Origin of the sequence: Bradyrhizobium sp. CCBAU 25338 (assembly GCF_028128965.1) — a bacterium.
Taxonomy (GTDB): Bacteria; Pseudomonadota; Alphaproteobacteria; order Rhizobiales; family Xanthobacteraceae; genus Bradyrhizobium; species Bradyrhizobium liaoningense.
Window position 1 is genome coordinate 279,591 of sequence record NZ_LFKY01000042.1, and the last position, 16,835, is coordinate 296,425.

Consider the following 16,835-nt stretch of genomic DNA (forward strand, 5'->3'; position numbering starts at 1 on the left):
TTGTCCATCGCGTGCGCTCCATCCACGATGGCCAAACTGGCGGCACCGATGCCGTAGCCTTGCCCGGCTGGGGCGGCACGCCGGTCAGCCCATGCGAAAGGAAGCCCCGATGAAACGTGTCATGATCCTCAACGGTCCCAACCTCAACATGCTAGGCATCCGCGAGCCGCACATCTACGGCACGACGACGCTCGCTGAGGTCAACGCGAGCTGCGAGGACGCCGCCGCCAAGCTCGGGCTCAAGCTCGCCTTCCACCAGTCCAACCATGAGGGCGTGCTCGTCGATCTGATCCAGTCGGCGCGGCAGGATGCCGATGCCATCGTCATCAACCCGGCCGGTCTCTCCTTCACCTCGGTTTCGATCATGGACGCGATCAAGACATTCGAGGGCCCGGTGCTGGAGGTCCACATCTCCAACATCCACGCCCGCGACGAATATCACCGGCACTCCAGGATCTCGTTCGTGGCGACCGGCGTGATCTGCGGGCTGGGACCGTTCGGCTACGTCGCGGCGCTGCACGCGATCGCGAACATGAAGTGAGCTGGCGCCCTCACGTCGTCCGAAACTGCAGCACGCCGTCTTGCATCTCGGCCGTCAGCCGGCCCTCGACGATCATGTAGTTGACGTGGGCGACGAGTTCGCCGGCGGCAAAGCCCATCTGGTGCTCGTCCAGCACGTGCTTGTTGAACACGACAGGCACCAAGGCGCGCGAGGTTTGCGGCATCTCGCGGCAGGCTTCCGCGATCAGGCGGCAGCGCTCCTCGTGATGGTCGGCGAGCTGCTTGATGCGGGTCTTCAGTCCATAGAACGGCACGCCATGGCCGGGCAGTACCAGCAGATCATAGGGCAGGGTGGTGGTGAGGCTCGCGAGCGAGGCCAGGTATTCGCCGAGCGAGTTCTGGTCGGGCTCGACCGCCCAGACGCTGACATTCGGCGAGATCTTGCTCAGCACCTGGTCGGCGGAGAGGAACAGCTTGTCGTCGGCGCAATACAGCATGACCTGGTCGAGCGCGTGGCCGCCGCCGGTGATCACCTTGAAGCGGCGCGTGCCGATCACGACCTCGTCGCCATGCGAGATGCGGCGGTAGGACGGCGGCAGCACCGAGACGCGCTTGAGGTAATCCTGGCCGCGCCCGAGCAGCTTCTCGGTCAGCGACTCGTCCATGCCGTGACGGCGGAAGAACAGCCGCTGCGCCTCGCGCCGTTCTTCGGTGCCGCGGTTCTGGTGATAGACCGATTGCAGATATTCGACCTGCGACATCACCAGCGGACAGTTGAAGCGCTCGACGATCCACCCGGCGAGGCCGACATGGTCGGGGTGGGAGTGGGTGACGATCAGGCGCGTGATGTTGACGCCCTTCAGCGGTCCGTCGAACAGCCTGGTCCAGGCCTCGATCGTCTCCTCGTTGCCGAATCCGGTATCGACCATGGCATAACCGTCGCCGTCGGCGAGCAGGTAGATGTTCACGTGGTTGAGGCGGAACGGCAGTTTCAGCCGCGCCCACAACACGCCGGGCCGCACCTCCACGACCTCTTCGGGGCCGGGGTGCTGTTCCCAAGGGTAGCGCAGGGCCTCGGCCGAGGACTGTGCGATGTCGGTTTTTGAGCTCATGCTACCCGCTTAAACCCAGCGCGCGCAGGGCGCCAGCCGAAAAAGGACGCCTGGCGGCCGCCGCATGGCCGTCATACCGGCCGTGATTTTCCGCCTCTCGGTTTGAAGTCGCCAAAAAACGCCGTCATTCCGGGCGCGCGTGAGCGCGAGCTCTGGTGCGCGGTTGCGCACCTGAGAATCCGGAGATCGTGGGGCGGGATTCCGGGGTCGCCTCTTCGAGGGCCCCGGATTGACGATCAGGCCGCCCGCATGTCGTTGAGGAACGCGTCGATTTCCCCGCGCAGCATATCGGCCTCGCGCCGGAGCGCGTCCGAGGCGCTCAGCACGTCGCTCGCCGCAGCGCCCGCTTCGGCGGACGCGGTGGAGACGCCGACGATGTTGCTGGAGACTTCGCTGGTGCCACCGGCCGCATGCTGGATGTTGCGGGCGATTTCGCGGGTGGCGGCGCCCTGTTCCTCGACCGCGGCTGCGATCGTCGTGGTGACGTCGTTGATCTCGCCGATGATCCGGCCGATGCCCTGGATGGCGCCGACCGCGGAGGTCGTGACCTCTTGCATGCTGGCGATCTGGGTGCGGATCTCGTCTGTCGCCTTGGCAGTCTGGCTCGCCAGGCTCTTCACTTCGGAGGCAACCACCGCGAAACCGCGGCCGGCCTCGCCCGCGCGCGCGGCCTCGATGGTCGCGTTGAGCGCTAGCAGGTTGGTCTGCGAGGCGATGGTCTGGATCAGGTCGACGACGACGCTGATGCGGCTCGCGCTGTCGGCGAGGCTCTGCACGGTGGCGTCGGTCGCCCCCGCTTCGTCGACCGCCTTCTTGGCGATCTCGGCGGAGGTCACGACCTGACGGCTGATCTCCTGGATCGAGGAGGACAGCTGCTCGGTGCCGGCCGACACGGTCTGCACGTTGACCGACGTTTCCTCCGCGGCGGAGGCGACCGCGTTCACCAGCGCGTTGGACTGGTCGGCGGTGTTCGACATGCTCTGCGCGGTCGATTGCATCGAATTGGCCGACTGCGCGAGATTGTCGAGCGCGGAGCGCACCGTGCTTTCGAATTCGGCGATCTTCGCTTCCATGCGCGCAGCACGCTCGGCCTTGGCGATACGGTCCCTGTCCTGCTCGCTCGTCAGCGCGCGGGCCTCGATCATGCTCTCCCGGAACACTTGCAGCGTGTTCGCCATCACCGAGATCTCGTCGTCGTGGTTCTTCGAGCGGTAGATGTCGGTTTCGAGGTCGCCGTTCGCGAGCAGCTGCATCGATTGATGCAAGGCGCCGATCCGGCGCAGGATGCTGCGTCCGACATAGAGCCAGACGAACAGCGCCGAGCCGACCAGCATCAACGCGCCCATCGCCAGCATGACCGACGTAGCGAGCGAAATCTCCTGCCGTGCCTGGAAGGTCGAGGCGTTGGTCTCCTTCTGCACACCGTCGACGAGCTGCTGCACGCTGATGCCGAGGCCGACATTGAGCTTGCGGGTCTCGTCCAGGATGGTCTGGCCGTAGTCGATGGAGTCGAGCTCCTTCTCGCGCAGATTGAACACGCCGGTCTTGCCGGTGCCGAGCGCGAGCAGCTTTTCCGCCGTCTCGCGCAGCATCTTGTTGCCCTGGTTGTCCGGCAACAGGTCGAGGTTGGAACGCAGGCGTCCCTGCGCCGTCTTGAATTCCTTCTGGATGTCGTCGAGCTTGTCGCTCGTGCTCGCCGATAGTGCCGCGCTCATGTTGGCGGCGGCGAGGTTGCCGCTGGCGACGACGTTGCCGAGCTGACCGACGGTCTGCGCGGCCTCGGTTGCATCTGCGGCGGACAGGTCGGCTGAGCCGAGAATGGCGTTGACCCGGGTCTGCGCCTCCAGCATCGCCGGGCTCGCCGCGCCGACGAACGCGCCCTGCGCGTTGCGAAGCGCATCATATTGCTTCTCGTGGAGGGCCGCGATGTCGAGCCGTTCGCGGGCGGCCTTCGCCAGGCTCTGAGCCGCCTCGTTGATGCTCTTCATCGTGTCGCTGAGCCCGGAGACGACGCTCTTGTCGCCGCCGAGATCGATGATCTCCGTGAGCTTCTGCTGCGTCTGCTCCTGCAATTCCAAGAGCTTCTTGGTGCGCTCGTTCAGGGCGTCGTCGCTTTGCGCCGCAAGCAGCGCCGGTCCCTGCGCCGCAAGGCTGGCGCTCAGCGCCGACAATTGCAGGCTGGCGGAAAGGCGCGGAATGTCCCGGCCGCTCAGTTCGGTCATGCGTCCGCCGAGATTCTGCAGCGCCAGGCCGGCGCCGGCCGCGATCACGAGGCCCATGCCCGCGATCACCGCGAAGGCCGCGAACAGGCTGCCGCGCACGCCCCATTTCGGCATTCTGAAACGAGGACGGAAACGGCCAAGGAAACGGCCAAGGCCCAGACGGATCGCCATCGAAAATTCCCCCAATGTTCTTGCTTCTGTTTGTGAGCGCAGTATCGGCAGTACCGGTTAAAAAATCGCACTTCGCACAATTGGTTGCGCATGTTCCGCAGAGCGAAAAAAGAAGGGCCGGCAACGAGGCCGGCCCTTCATCGTGATAAGGTTTTGATAACCGATCAGTAGGGCGCGGCCGCCGGGCCTGCCCAGTTGAAGCGGTAGTTGACGCCTGCCTTGAAGGTATGGTCGTCGGTGGTGAAGTTGCCGGTGCCCACCAGCGGGCCCGCCGTAAAGTGCGCGTCGCCGAAATTGTAGTACTGGTACTCGGCCTTGGCCGACCAGTTCGGGGCGAACATGTATTCCAGGCCGGCGCCGACGGTGTAGCCATTGCGGTGATCGCCATCGATGATGAAGCCGGTCGGCACGCCGCCCACAGTCACCTTCTCGTTGTTGTCCGAATAGGCGTAGCCGCCCTTCACGTAGAGCAGGCCGGGGCCCCAGGTATAGCCGACGCGGCCGGTGATCGAGCCGAGGCCGCGCTGGTCATTGGTATAGGCGATGCTGCCCGGAAACACTGCGCCGACGCTGCCCGTGAGCCAGGAATACTGGCCTTCGACGCCGACCACGAAGTTCGGGTTGAACTGCCAGTCCGCGCCGACCTGCACGCCGCCGAGGAAGCGGCCGTTGCCGTTGTTGCCGGTGGAGAGGCCGTTGAAATTGTTGTCGCTGGAGAACGCGCCGCCGATATGGGCGCCGAGATAGAAGCCCGTCCAATTGTAGATCGGCGCGGCGTAGGCCGGCGCCGGCGACTTGTAGTAGTTGCGGTTGCCGAGATCGGCGCCGACGGCCGGCGCAGCCGCGCCCACCACGAGCAGCGCCACGGTCGCAAACAGAATCTTCTTCATTGTCTTGAACTCCAACACGTAAGGTCCCCGGCAGGCGCTCTTTCCCGCGCCGTCGTTGGCTTTGCAGATAGCTCGCTTTTGATGAAAATGCTGTCACATGCGTGGCACAGCGACAGCCAACCTAACTTGTTGGGCTGTAAATGATTTTCGTGCTTAATGGCGGCTTAAGAAGTGGTGAAGGAAGGCTTAACTTCGCGCATCCCGGGTAACTTGTGCGCGCCTCTTGTTAACCAAGACGCCGCCGCACCTCATCGCGCATCTGTTGGCGAAAGGCCGCGCGCTTTGCCGGCCGGTCTTCCTCGCGCACGTCATGACGATCGAAGATGTCGAACTTCTCCAGGATCGGATAGCGCTCGCTCGCCATCGCGAGCACGCGCAGAACCCTGGTCGCCGCTGGCGTCGGGCCACTGACCTCCCAGCGCCGGATGGTGTCGGCGCCGCCTGTCTCCGGCAATCCGCAAAGCTTGGCCATGTCGGCCGCGGTGAGCTTCCGCTCGAGGGCATCGGAGAGGTCGGCGCGGAGCTGCTTCAGTTCGGGGCCGGTCATGCTGCTTGCGTCCAGGGAAGTCGCCGAACGCAAAGCGCTACCGCATGATCCGAAAAAGTGTGCAGCGGTTTTCCGAGAGAGATCATGCCCAAACAATAACCTGAAGCGCGATGACGATTCATCCTCATCGCATCGCTCTTTAGCGCTGATTCGGGTCCATCCGAAGGCGGTGGGCGGATGCGCTGCCGCCTTAGGCCTCAGATGCCCCTGCCACCCTGGTTGCCAATCACGCAGCGCCATGCGGCCAGTCGCTCGGCCGGATGCTGGTTCATCCATTCGGCGAGTTGCGGGGCACCCATCAGGCAGGACTGCACCGAGATTTGCGCAAAGTCCGAAGTGGTGACGATCTGCTCGTGACAGTTGGCGGGAGAGGCGAGACTGCAAAGCACGGCGATGATCTTGATCACGATACGTTACTCCCCGTCGCGGCGGATGAACGTGCGACCGATCGCCGGTTCGTCCTGCTCCTCGTCGGCCGGGTTCGCCGGAGGGAAGATGCTGTCGTAGATGGCGCGCGCCTCCTGGATGAGACGCGCTCGCTCACGCTCGGATTTCGAGACAAATCGAATGACTTCGCCCATGGTGGCTCCAAATTTCAACTCATGAGACTGTCATGAGATGACGCAAAACATTCAATCATCATCTATGGTGCCGCCGTCGACCTTGAAGCGGCGCGGCAGTCACGACCGAATAAAAAGCGCGTGACCGCGCTGCTGCACCCCAACGTCCCGGTGTATCTCACGCGCTGGGTTGCAAGGCCGCGCACCACCTCATGTCAGTTGCGCGGCTTCAGCAGCCGAGCGGGGGAATGCTTGTGTCGGCCTGTCCTTGCGCTCGTCGGCAACGAAGGTCTCACGAAGCAAATGCTGCCGGAGCGAATATGTTTCGCCTCTTGCGGCGTGCAAGTTCTTGGAACGATCTCGAAAATCCGGTGAAACCGCCCGACCAATCCCTCAGGCCGCCGGGGCTTGCTCCTTTCGTCCCGGCACCGCCGCGAGCAGCTCGCGCGTATAGGCATGCTCAGGCGCGGCAAACAGCTGCGCGGTCGGCTTCAGCTCGACGATGGCGCCACGTTGCATCACCGCGATGCGGTCGCAGATCTGGGCTGCGACGCGCAGGTCGTGGGTGATGAACAGCATCGAGAGGCCGAGGCGCGCCTTGAGGTCTTCGAGCAGCTTCAATACCTGCGCCTGCACCGAGACGTCGAGCGCGGAGACGGCCTCGTCGGCGACGATGATCTCCGGCTCGAGCGCAAGCGCGCGCGCAATGCCGATGCGCTGACGCTGGCCGCCGGAGAATTCGTGCGGATAGCGTTCGAGCGCGCCGGCGTCCAGGCCGACCATCTTGAGGAGATCGCGGGCGCGGTCGAACGCGACCTTCGAATCGATGCCGGCCGCGATCGGGCCGTCCGCGATGATGTGACCGATCTTGCGGCGCGGATTGAGCGAGGCGAATGGATCCTGAAAGATCATCTGGATGCGATGACGCTCGGCGCGCAGCGCCTTGCCGGAAAGCGAGGTCAGGTCGGTCTCACCGATCCGCACCGTGCCGCGGTCGGCCTCGATCAGCCGCATCACCAGCCGCGCCACGGACGATTTTCCGGAGCCGGATTCGCCGACGAGGCCGAGCGTCTCGCCCTTGAGGATGTTGAAATTGACCGCGCGCGCCGCATCGACGCGGCGGTCCTCGCGAAACCAGCCGCCCGAGGTGACGTAGGTCTTGTCCAGCCCGATCACCTCGACGGCCCTGGTCCGATCGTCGAGAGGAGCGCGCGCCGGCGGATCCATCGACGGCACGGCGGCGAGCAGCGCCTTGGTGTAGTCGTGCTGCGGTGCGCTGAAGACGGCCGCGGCGGGACCTTCTTCCACGACCTTGCCGTGCCTGAGCACCACGACCTGGTCGGCAATGTCGGCGACGACGCCGAAATCATGGGTGATGAACATCACCGCCATGTTGCGGTTGCGCTGGAGGTTGCGGATCAGCTTCAGGATCTGCGCCTGCGTGGTGACGTCGAGTGCGGTCGTCGGCTCGTCCGCAACCAGAACCGCGGGCTCGAGCGCGAGCGCCATCGCGATCATGGCGCGCTGGCGCTGGCCGCCGGAGAGCTGGTGCGGGTAGGCGCGCACGATTCGTTCAGGATCGGGCAGGCCGACTTCGCGTGCCAATGCGAGCGCCCTCGCGCGCCGTTCCCTCGGCGTCAGCAGGCCGTGCGCCTCGAACATCTCCGCCATCTGGTCGCCGATCCGCATCAACGGATTGAGCGCCGTCATCGGCTCCTGGAAGATCATCGCCAGCCGGCGGCCGCGCAGATCGCGCCAGCCGTCGTCGTCGAGCTTGAGCAGGTCGCGGCCCTCGAACATGATCTCGCCGGCCGTGACGTCGACCGTATCGGGCAAGAGGCCCATCAGCGCGTGCGCGCACATCGATTTGCCGGAACCGGATTCGCCGACCACGCAGACGATCTTGCCGGCCCGCAGGTCCAGCGAGATGCCGTCGACGGCGTACGGCCGCTCGGCGCTCTTGGGCAGCGCGATCCGCAGGTTCTTGATGGAGACGGTGGCGGGGGCGGTCATGTCAGCGTCCCTCGCGCGACAGGCGCGGATTGAGCGCGTCGTTGAGGCCTTCGCCGATCAGATTGAGGCCGAGCACCGAAATCAGGATGGCGATGCCGGGAAACACCGTGATCCACCACGCCTGGCGGATCACGGTACGGCCGGCGCCGACCATGTAGCCCCAGGAAATCAGATTGGGATCGCCGAGGCCGAGGAAGGACAGCGAGGATTCCAGGAGGATCGCGGTCGCCACCATCAGCGAGGCGAGCACGATCACGGGCGACAACGCGTTCGGCAGGATCTCGCGCAGGATGATCCAGCTGTTGCTCTGGCCGGTGACCACGGCGGCCTGGACATATTCGCGCGTGCGCAACGACAGCACCTCGCCGCGGACGAGGCGGGCCACCGGCGGCCAGCTCACCACCGCGATCGAGGCCACGATCGAATAGATCGAGGGCTGCAGGATCGCGACCAGCACGATCGCGAGCGCGAAGCTCGGAATGGTCTGGAAGAACTCGGTGAAGCGCATCAAGGCGTCATCGACCCTGCCGCCGAAATAGCCGGCCATGGCGCCGATCGGCACGCCGACGATCAGTGCGACCAGCGTGGAGACGAGGCCGACCAGTAGCGATACCCGTGCGCCGAAGATCATGCCGGCGAACACGTCGCGACCGAGCGCGTCGGTGCCGAGCGGCACGGTCGAGAGCGTGAAGGGCGGCAGGAACGGCCGCTGCACCATGCGCCACGGCGAGTTCGGGAACAGCATCGGTCCGAACACCGCGACGGAGATCGCAAGCAGGAGGATGATGAGCCCGATGACGCCGCTCGGGCTTTTCAGCATCGATTTCCAGAACTGTTTCATGAGGCGAATTCGATGCGTGGGTCGACCAGTCGGTAGACCAGGTCGGTGATGAGGTTGAAGATCAGGACCATGGCGGAGCAGATCACGAAGACGCCGAGCAGCAGATTGTAGTCCCGCTGCAGCAGCGCGTCGTACATCAGGCGCCCGATGCCCGGCCAGGCGAACACGGTCTCGGTGATGACGGCGCCGCCGATCAGCGTGCCCGAATGGACGCCGGCGAGCGTCACGACGGGAAGCAGCGCATTGCGCAGCACGTGGCGGCGCTGGATCACGGCGTCGGAGAGACCTTTCGCGCGCGCCGTCTTGACGAAGTCGAGGCGTTTCACCTCCAGCATCGAGGCGCGCGTCATGCGGGTATAGGTCGCCATGAAGAACAGGCCGAGGGTCATCGCCGGCATGACCAGGTGCTTGGCGACGTCGATCACATGGGCAAGGCCCGTATAGTTGCCGCCGACCGTGTCGTAGCCGAAGCTCGGCAGCCAGTCGAAGGTGACCGAGAACAACAGGATGCCCATCAGCGCCACCCAGAAGATCGGCATGGCGTAGAAGATCAGCGCGAACACGGTGATGCCGGTATCGAGGAAGGTGCCGGCAAAGCGCGCCGCGAAGGTGCCGAACAGGATGCCGAGCGCGAGCGAGATCGCGAAGGCGGTCAGTGTCAGCAGCAGCGTCGCCGGCAGCCGCTCGCCGATCAGCTTTGTGACCGGGGCCTGCTGGCGGAAGGAGAAGCCGAGGTCGAGCGTCACGACGCCCTTGACGTAGATGAAGAGCTGCTCGGGCAATGGCTTGTCGAGCCCGAACTTCTCCCTGAGCTGCTTGACGAAGACCTGATCGCTGGCCCCGGCCTCGCCCGCCATCACCACCGCGGGGTCGCCGGGCGCAAGGCGAATCAGGAAGAAATTGAGGACGACGATCGCGAGCAGGACGATCACGCCCTTCACGACACGCTGGGCAACAAAGGAGAGCATCTAGACTCGTATGTCAGTTGATCGAGGCGGTCTCGCCGCGAGGAACACCTCTCCCCGACGGGGAGAGGTCGCGCCGAAGGCGCGGGTGAGGGGGATCTGGTCCCACGAGGGAGTGCAACCCCTCACCCGGATCGCATCTGACGATGCGATCCCATCTCTCCCTATGGGAAAGGTGGGCACCGCCGATGCCTCAGCGTCTCGATATGATTTCATCGTGAATCAGTTCGTACCCTGGAGCGCGACGCCGCGACTGAGATTTATCGCGGTGTCGCATGCAACCTCGTCACTTGTCGAGCCATGCGTCCTTGAAGCCGTCATTGACCCCGATCCCCGTGGTGATCAGGTTCTTGACCTTGCAGCGCATGATGGTCGGGAACTGCAGCTCGAGCATCCAGGCCACCGGCACGTCCTCGACCAGGATCTTCTGCGCCTTCTCGTAGATCTCCTTGCGCTTGGAATCCGGCGTCGCGACCGCGCCGTCGGCGAACAGCTTGTCGATCTCCGGGTTGGAATAGCCCTCGACATTGTTGAACATCTGGCCCTTGGCGATGGCACTGGAGACGTAGTTACGCCCCACCCCGAGCGCGGGATCGCCGTACTGGTACAGATAGGTGAAGGCGATGTCGTAGTCCCACTCCGCGATCTTCTGGTTGCCGCCGGCAACGTCCGTGGCGATCGTCTCGATGGTCATGCCGACGTCCTGGAGATTCTGCTTCACCGCTTCGCCCCAGCGCTGCCAGGTCTCGCCATAAGCGAGCGGCAGGAGGCGGATCTTCTCGCCCTTGTAGCCGGCTTCCTTCAGCAGCGCCTTGGCCTTGGCCGGATCGTACGGATATTTCTTCACGTCGTCGGTGTAGTACTTGATGGTCGAGGCTGACGGGCCGGTCGCGACCTTGCCGAGCCCGTTCCAGATCACGTCCTTGGCGAAGTCGCGGTCGATCGCGTACATGATCGCCTGCCGCACCCGCTTGTCCGCGAGCGGCCCCTGGCGGTTGTTCAGCCACAGCCAGGCCAGCGGCGAGAAGAACTCCCAGCCGGCGCCGGTGACGCAGGTGTCCTTGAGCTTGGACAGCCGCGGCACGTCGAAATTCTCGACCGAGCCGCCGGGCAGCACGTCGACCTTGCCGGTCTCGTACGCGACCGACCGGGCGGCGGCGTCCGGAATGATCTGCCAGTAGATCTCGTCGAGATAGGGCTTGCCCTTCTCGTGGTAGTTCGGGTTCTTGACCAGGCGGATGAACGAGCCCTTCTGCCATTCCTTGAACATGAAGGGGCCGGTGCCCACCGGCGCGTTGTTGTAGGGATTGGTCTTCCAGTCGGTGCCTTCGTAGAGATGCTTCGGCACCATCGGCATCGAGCCGACCTCGAAGATGCCGAGGAAGGGGCCGAACGGCTGCTTCAGCGTGAACACCACCGTGTGATCATCGGGCGCCTCGACCTTCTCGACCTGCACGAGATTGTTGCGGGCGCGCGCGTGGGTCTGCTTCAGCATCTCGATCGAAAACAGAACGTCGGCGGCGGTGAAGGGCTTGCCGTCATGCCAGGTCACGCCCTTCTTGAGCTTGAAGGTGTAGATCTTGGCGTCCTCGCTGACGCTCCAGCTCTCGGCAAGCTCCGGCTGCGGCTCGAGCTTGGGGCTGTAGCGCAGCAGGCCTTCGAAGATGTTGCCCGACACCATCTGGGTCGGGCCGTTCTGGATCTGCGCAAGCATCAGGCCGGGTGGCTCGGGCTGGATCACGGCATTGATCGTGCCCCCTGTTTTCGGCTCTTGCGCCAGCGCCGAGGCCGTGAGGCCGCAAGCCAGGAGAAGACCAAGCAACACTCGTTTTGACATGTCGTATCTTTCTCAAGCGAGGCCAGCCACAAACGCTTCGCAACGTCCTGGCGCGCAAAGCGACGGTCGGCCCATCCCAGTCCCCATCCGATATCGAGGCTCACACAGTCTCGTTCGGCGCCGCAAGATGAAAGTCTCGACAGTGTTCGCACAAAAAATGTACAGCGCGTCCTGTTTTTGCCGCGGGTCCTTCTGCGACGTCAGGCTGGCTCGCGCCGGGCGACCAGGCGGCCTCGCGGCCATGCCGGTCGCGATTGCACAAGCCTGCGCCTGCGACCAAAAGCATCAGGCCTTCATTCTACGCCGAGCGCCCGCTGCAGCTCCGCAAGCACCTCTGCCAATTTGTCCGCAGTACGAAATATCGTCCTTGGAAAGGGCCGCGACGTTGCCGGTGAGCTCATGACCGCCCTCGCGATCGGTCAGTGGCGGATCCGCTGTGAATTTGATCCGGATCAAAGCCGAGCCGCCGCTTTTGCGATCGAATGGCAACTGGCGGGATGCGGCATTGCGCGTCCCGTTTCCTTGAGCCGTGAGACGATCCATGGACATTCAGGCCACGACGAACCCTGCGGATGACGATAGCGGACCTGATGTCGCCGGCCTCGATCCCTCGTCGGAGGCGGGCGTGCAGCACTGCCTGCGATTGCTGAGCAATGCCGGCCTGCGTCCGACGCGCCAGCGTCTGGCGCTCGGCCAGTTGCTGTTCCTGGGTGGCCACCGTCACGTCACCGCGGAGAGCCTCTACGAAGAGGCGATGGCGGCGAACGCCTATCTGTCGCTCGCGACCGTCTACAACACGCTGAACCAGTTCACCGAAGCCGGCCTGCTGCGCCGGATCGCGGCCGACGGCATCAAGTCGTTCTTCGACACCGACACATCCTTGCATCCGCACTTCTATCTCGAAGGCGAGGATATGCTGATCGACGTTGCCGACGGCCTGGCCTTCTCAAAAGTGCCCGAGGCGCTTCCCGGCCATGAGATCGCGCGGCTCGACGTCATCGTCCACCTGCGCCGCAAGCGCATGGCGTAACCCGGGCCTGGCGAATCTCCTACCGCAACCCCGCGCGCCGAAATCCCTCCAGATAGTGTTCGCGATCCCCGTCATTGGCCCACGGCAGTTGCGTCGCGATCCAGTGCAGCGAGATGTTGGGTTGGGTGCGACGGAGCTCGCCGAGCGCCATCTCCGCAAGCACTCCGTCGCCCGTCATGCCGGCGGAGACCGCCAGCACGCGGTAGGCGCCGGTGAGGTCGCCGCGGTGGCGGATCGCCTCGCGCGCCAGCGCGATGGCCTCGTCATAATGCCGCTCGGTGAAGCGGGCATAGGCTGCGATGCCGTGATAGATCGCCAGTGACGGATCGCGCGGTGACAGCCGGATCGCCCTTTGCGCGGCCCCGAACGAATCCTGGGAGCGTCCGGCATAGGACAGCGCCAGCGCGTAATAGCCCTGCGCCAGCGAGAAGTTCGGATTGAGCGCGAGCGCCTGCTCGAATTCGGACAGCGCGTCCGCAAGCCTGCGTGTCGAGAAGCAGACGCTGCCGAGCGCGGCATGCGCCCAGGCGTCCTCGTGGTCGCAGCGCACCGCGGCGAGCGCGGCGGCTTCCGCGACCGGAGCAACTGCGGCCAGCTCGGCCCAGCCGAGATGCACGCCGAACATGTCGTTCACGGCCAGCACCGACAGCGCCTGGCCGTAGTTCGGATCGATTGCAATCGCGCGCTCGAGCAGCGCTCGTGCGGCGTCGTGATCCTGCCGGGTCACGCGCCAATAATGCGACAGCGCGCGCATCAGCAGATCCCAGGCGTCCAAGCTCGCAGGCGGCTTGCGATGGGCACGAAAATTCTCCGCCGCGTGGATCTGCGGCTCGATCGCCGCGGCGATCGCGTTGGTGATCTCGTCCTGCACGGCGAAGACGTCGACGAGCTCGCGGTCATAGCGCTCCGCCCAGAGATGATTTCCCGACACGGCGTCGTTGAGCTGCGCGGTGATGCGCACCCGGTTGTCCGCCTTGCGCACACTGCCTTCGACGACGTAGCGGACGCCGAGCTCCTCGGCGATCTGCCTGATGTGGACCGCGCGTCCCTTGTAGGTGAAGGACGAGTTGCGGGCGATCACCATGAACCAGCGCTGCTTCGACAGCGCGGTGAGGATGTCTTCGCTGATCCCGTCGCCGAAATAGTCCTGCGCGGGATCGCCACTCATGTTCTCGAAGGCGAGCACCGCGATCGCCGGGCGGTCCGCCGCGCGCGGGGGAGTGAGCTTGGTTCCCGCCCGCGCGGGGGACGCTGCCGCTTCTTCCCGGACCTCGCCGACGAAACGAAAGCCCTTGCGCGGAATGGTCTTGATCAGCCGCTGGGTCGCGCCGTCGTCGCCAATCGCCTTGCGCGCGGCGTTGATCCGGCTGTTCAGGGCGGAATCCGAGATGATGCGGTCGGCCCAGATCTGGCTGATCAGGTCATCCTTGCTGACCATACGCGCGCGTTGCGCGACCAGATAAAGCAACAGATCGAACACTTGCGGCTGCAATGGAACGGCCGCCCCGTCGCAAGTGAGCTCCCGCAGGTCACTGTCGAGCACGTTGTTTTCAAAGCGAAATCGCACGTTTTCGTCGTCTCAAGCAAAAATCAAAGTCGTCTCAGGCGAAAATCAACCGTCCGCGAAAGTCCCGGGACGTCCGATCCGGCATGGTGCGACGACCAAACCGTGTCGATGTCTCGGCACAACGGAGCATTTCATGACCCAACTTGATCAAAACGTTCATTCCATCGGCCCGGAGGTGACGGGCTCTCGCATTTTCAAGTTCATCGCCTTTCTGTACGGAATTGCGGCATATCTCGTGTTTTTCGTCACCATTCTCTACGCCATCGGCTTCGTCATGGGAGTGATGGTGCCCAAGACCATCGACACCGGAAGCGACTCGTCGACGGTCGAGGCCCTCATCGTCAATCTCCTCCTGATGACGCTGTTCGCCCTTCAGCACAGCGTGATGGCACGCAAGCAGTTCAAGGCCTGGTGGACGCAATTCGTGCCCAAGGCGGTTGAGCGCTCGACCTATGTTCTGTTCGCGAGCCTGTCATTGCTGCTCCTGTTCTGGCAATGGCGCCCGCTGCCGTCGGTCATATGGAACGTCGAGAATCCGGATCTTGCCGTGACACTGGTCACCATGTCCTTCGCCGGCTGGGTGCTGGTGTTCACCTCGACTTTCATGATCAACCATTTCGAATTGTTCGGACTGCATCAGGTGACCGACCATCTCGCCGGCAAGGAGACGGCGCCGCCGCGCTTCAAGACGCCGCTGCTCTACAAGTTCGTCCGCCATCCGATCTATCTCGGCTTCATCATCGCGTTCTGGGCGGCGCCGACCATGACCGCGGGCCATCTGCTGTTCGCGGCCGTGACCACGCTCTACATCTTCGTCGGCATCGCGCTTGAGGAGAACGATCTCGTCGATCTCTTCGGCGAGGAGTATCGGCAATACAGGCAACGCGTCTCCATGCTTATCCCCTGGCGCCGGTCGGTATAGTCTCGGCCTCGTCCCGCGCGTCCACCGAAAGGAGGACGCGCGGGGCGCCGACGCGCAATGATGATCCCAAAAAAAGAACGGAGACGCCCAAATGAAACATGTCGGAAACTGCTTCTGTGGCGCGGTCACGGTCGAGGCCACGGGTGCACCGGAGGCGATGGGCTATTGCCATTGCCGCTCCTGCCGCTCCTGGTCGGGCGGTCCGGTCAACGCCTTCAGCCTTTGGAAGCCGGAAGCGGTGCGCATCACCGAAGGTGCCCAGAATGTCGAGACCTTCGTCAAGACGCCGGCCAGCCAGCGCAAATATTGCAGGAAGTGCGGCGGCCATCTCATGACCAACCATCCGCCGCTCGGTCTGGTCGACGTCTTCGCCGCCACCATCCCGACGCTCGCGTTCACGCCCGGCGTCCACGTCAACTATGCCGAAACCGTGCTGCCGATGCGCGACGGCCTGCCCAAGCTGAAGGATTTTCCGGCCGAGTTCGGCGGCAGCGGCGAGATGATGCAGGAGTAGCGGCGCCTTCAGTTGAAGGCTCCTCCCTGCGGCCATCCTTCGAGACGCCCGCTTCAGGCGGGCTCCTCAGGATGAGGACGGAGTGTACGGCAGCAGCTTCAACGGGCGCCCGCGCCGATGAGCCTCATCCTGAGGAGGCGCGTAAGCGCCGTCTCGAAGGACGAGGCGTGCGTTGAGGCCTCTCCCAATGCCGAAGCTGTCTCTCGAGAGGGCGGCAGAGCGCCGCCCTCGCTGCCTTCTCCAATGGGAGAAGGACGAAGGACTAGCCGCCGCGGGATTCAACGACCTTGCGGCAGGAGTCCGAGAGCTTCGACTTGTTCTCGCGCAGACAGGCGTTCATCTGCGGCGGCTTGCCGACATGTTCGGCGCAGAATTTGCTGGCGTCGCCGCGGCAGGCCATTTGCTCCTGGATCGATGGGCCGGACTGTGCAACAGCGGGCAGGGCGGCAGCAGTGAGCAGCAGCGCGGCAAGAACCGAAATCTTCATAAAGCACCTCTTTGGAATCGTCGTTGGTCCCGACCGGGATCACGCGGGCCGGACCATCTCGCGAAGCCCAGGCGTGGGTCCATGCCATATTCATGGCACCGGCTCGGTGTCCCGAGCGCCGTACCCCCATCTTCATGGCATGTATCCCAGCGCCGACTTTTGCCATTCAGGCTGCACCTCGGCTGCGAAACCCGGTGATTGCACCGGGACGCCGAACGGGAAGCAGGAGAGCAAGATGTCGAAGAGAGCTGGAGCGCTGAGCGCCGGGCTGACGATCATGGCCCTGGCGGGCGCGGCGATGGTCTCACTGGGCACGAGCCCGGCGCAGGCGGTGGTCTATTGCAAGACCGTCGGGGTGCCCAAGGGCTGCGTGGTGCGGCCGACTGCGGCGGTAGTGGTCGCACCGGGAGCTCCGGTTGCGCGGGCTGCGGTCGCGACCCCCGGTGTCGGCGCGCCCGGCGTCGGCGTGCGCGCGGGTACGCCGATGAATCGCGGCGGCCCGGTCAATCGCGTCGGCGTGCGCTGATATTTCATTCGATTGATTTTGATTGCATTGCTTCGGGCCAACGGAGCCTGCGGACGAACACCCCCCGTCCTCCGCAGGCAATCACCCGGCCCGTCCCCTCTCTCCGTGCGCCCCACACGTCCGGAGAGGG

Annotated in this window: 18 protein-coding genes; 5 read left to right on the plus strand and 13 right to left on the minus strand. The window is 64.4% G+C overall.

The window, feature by feature from the left end:
- Positions 1–109: 109 nt before the first annotated feature.
- Positions 110–541 (plus strand): type II 3-dehydroquinate dehydratase, encoded by a 432-nt coding sequence (gene aroQ, locus ACM42_RS31035; protein WP_271531445.1) that lies wholly within the window; start codon positions 110–112, stop codon positions 539–541.
- 10 nt (positions 542–551) lie between these two features.
- Here aroQ and ACM42_RS31040 read toward each other — a convergent pair whose 3' ends face one another.
- The 11 genes from ACM42_RS31040 to ACM42_RS31090 form a co-directional block, all read right to left on the minus strand.
- Positions 552–1,613 carry an MBL fold metallo-hydrolase gene (locus ACM42_RS31040; RefSeq protein ID WP_271531446.1) on the minus strand — a complete coding sequence of 354 codons (1,062 nt, stop codon included), beginning with the start codon at positions 1,611–1,613 and terminating at the stop codon, positions 552–554.
- 236 nt (positions 1,614–1,849) lie between these two features.
- Positions 1,850–4,006 carry a methyl-accepting chemotaxis protein gene (locus ACM42_RS31045; RefSeq protein WP_271531448.1) on the minus strand — a complete coding sequence of 719 codons (2,157 nt, stop codon included), beginning with the start codon at positions 4,004–4,006 and terminating at the stop codon, positions 1,850–1,852.
- A gap of 164 nt (positions 4,007–4,170) precedes the next feature.
- Positions 4,171–4,896 carry an outer membrane protein gene (locus tag ACM42_RS31050; RefSeq protein ID WP_271531450.1) on the minus strand — a complete coding sequence of 242 codons (726 nt, stop codon included), beginning with the start codon at positions 4,894–4,896 and terminating at the stop codon, positions 4,171–4,173.
- A gap of 226 nt (positions 4,897–5,122) precedes the next feature.
- Entirely contained in the window at positions 5,123–5,443 is a 321-nt protein-coding gene (locus ACM42_RS31055; RefSeq protein ID WP_271531452.1) for a hypothetical protein, read from the minus strand.
- Between the two features lie 197 nt (positions 5,444–5,640).
- The gene (locus tag ACM42_RS31060; RefSeq protein WP_028178134.1) at positions 5,641–5,850 is read right to left on the minus strand and encodes a hypothetical protein; all 210 of its coding nucleotides are present in this window, start codon (positions 5,848–5,850) and stop codon (positions 5,641–5,643) included.
- Positions 5,851–5,856: 6 nt separating this feature from the next.
- Positions 5,857–6,024 (minus strand): hypothetical protein, encoded by a 168-nt coding sequence (locus tag ACM42_RS31065; RefSeq protein ID WP_271531455.1) that lies wholly within the window; start codon positions 6,022–6,024, stop codon positions 5,857–5,859.
- Between the two features lie 372 nt (positions 6,025–6,396).
- Entirely contained in the window at positions 6,397–8,016 is a 1,620-nt protein-coding gene (locus ACM42_RS31070) for an ABC transporter ATP-binding protein (RefSeq protein WP_271531457.1), read from the minus strand.
- A 1-nt stretch (position 8,017) separates the two neighbouring features.
- Complete coding sequence (locus ACM42_RS31075) at positions 8,018–8,857, minus strand: ABC transporter permease (protein WP_035669824.1); 840 nt, start codon at positions 8,855–8,857, stop codon at positions 8,018–8,020.
- Entirely contained in the window at positions 8,854–9,825 is a 972-nt protein-coding gene (locus ACM42_RS31080; RefSeq protein ID WP_271531459.1) for an ABC transporter permease, read from the minus strand. Before ACM42_RS31080 ends, ACM42_RS31075 begins: the two co-directional genes overlap by 4 nt.
- 283 nt (positions 9,826–10,108) lie before the next feature.
- Positions 10,109–11,659 (minus strand): ABC transporter substrate-binding protein, encoded by a 1,551-nt coding sequence (locus ACM42_RS31085; protein WP_271531461.1) that lies wholly within the window; start codon positions 11,657–11,659, stop codon positions 10,109–10,111.
- A 285-nt stretch (positions 11,660–11,944) separates the two neighbouring features.
- The gene (locus ACM42_RS31090) at positions 11,945–12,202 is read right to left on the minus strand and encodes a hypothetical protein (protein WP_271531463.1); all 258 of its coding nucleotides are present in this window, start codon (positions 12,200–12,202) and stop codon (positions 11,945–11,947) included.
- On the opposite strand from ACM42_RS31090, the gene irr reads away from it, so the two are divergent.
- Positions 12,201–12,689: a Fur family transcriptional regulator Irr gene (gene irr, locus ACM42_RS31095; protein ID WP_271531465.1), complete on the plus strand. Its 489-nt coding sequence runs from the start codon at positions 12,201–12,203 to the stop codon at positions 12,687–12,689. The two genes, ACM42_RS31090 and irr, sit on opposite strands and share 2 nt — an antisense overlap.
- Before the next feature lie 19 nt (positions 12,690–12,708).
- Here the strand turns inward: irr and ACM42_RS31100 are convergent, their stop codons facing one another.
- Entirely contained in the window at positions 12,709–14,256 is a 1,548-nt protein-coding gene (locus ACM42_RS31100; RefSeq protein WP_271531467.1) for a winged helix-turn-helix domain-containing tetratricopeptide repeat protein, read from the minus strand.
- Positions 14,257–14,389: 133 nt separating this feature from the next.
- Between ACM42_RS31100 and mddA the strand changes: the two genes are divergently transcribed.
- Both mddA and ACM42_RS31110 read left to right on the plus strand, forming a co-directional pair.
- On the plus strand, positions 14,390–15,178 hold the full coding sequence (gene mddA / locus ACM42_RS31105) for a methanethiol S-methyltransferase (RefSeq protein ID WP_271531469.1): 789 nt from the start codon (positions 14,390–14,392) through the stop codon (positions 15,176–15,178).
- A 91-nt stretch (positions 15,179–15,269) separates the two neighbouring features.
- Positions 15,270–15,692 carry a GFA family protein gene (locus tag ACM42_RS31110; RefSeq protein ID WP_271531471.1) on the plus strand — a complete coding sequence of 141 codons (423 nt, stop codon included), beginning with the start codon at positions 15,270–15,272 and terminating at the stop codon, positions 15,690–15,692.
- Positions 15,693–15,954: 262 nt separating this feature from the next.
- Here the strand turns inward: ACM42_RS31110 and ACM42_RS31115 are convergent, their stop codons facing one another.
- Positions 15,955–16,179 carry a cysteine rich repeat-containing protein gene (locus ACM42_RS31115; protein ID WP_271531473.1) on the minus strand — a complete coding sequence of 75 codons (225 nt, stop codon included), beginning with the start codon at positions 16,177–16,179 and terminating at the stop codon, positions 15,955–15,957.
- Between the two features lie 235 nt (positions 16,180–16,414).
- Here ACM42_RS31115 and ACM42_RS31120 point away from each other — a divergent pair, with 235 nt between their 5' ends.
- Positions 16,415–16,705 (plus strand): hypothetical protein, encoded by a 291-nt coding sequence (locus ACM42_RS31120; protein WP_060737488.1) that lies wholly within the window; start codon positions 16,415–16,417, stop codon positions 16,703–16,705.
- Positions 16,706–16,835: the final 130 nt, after the last annotated feature.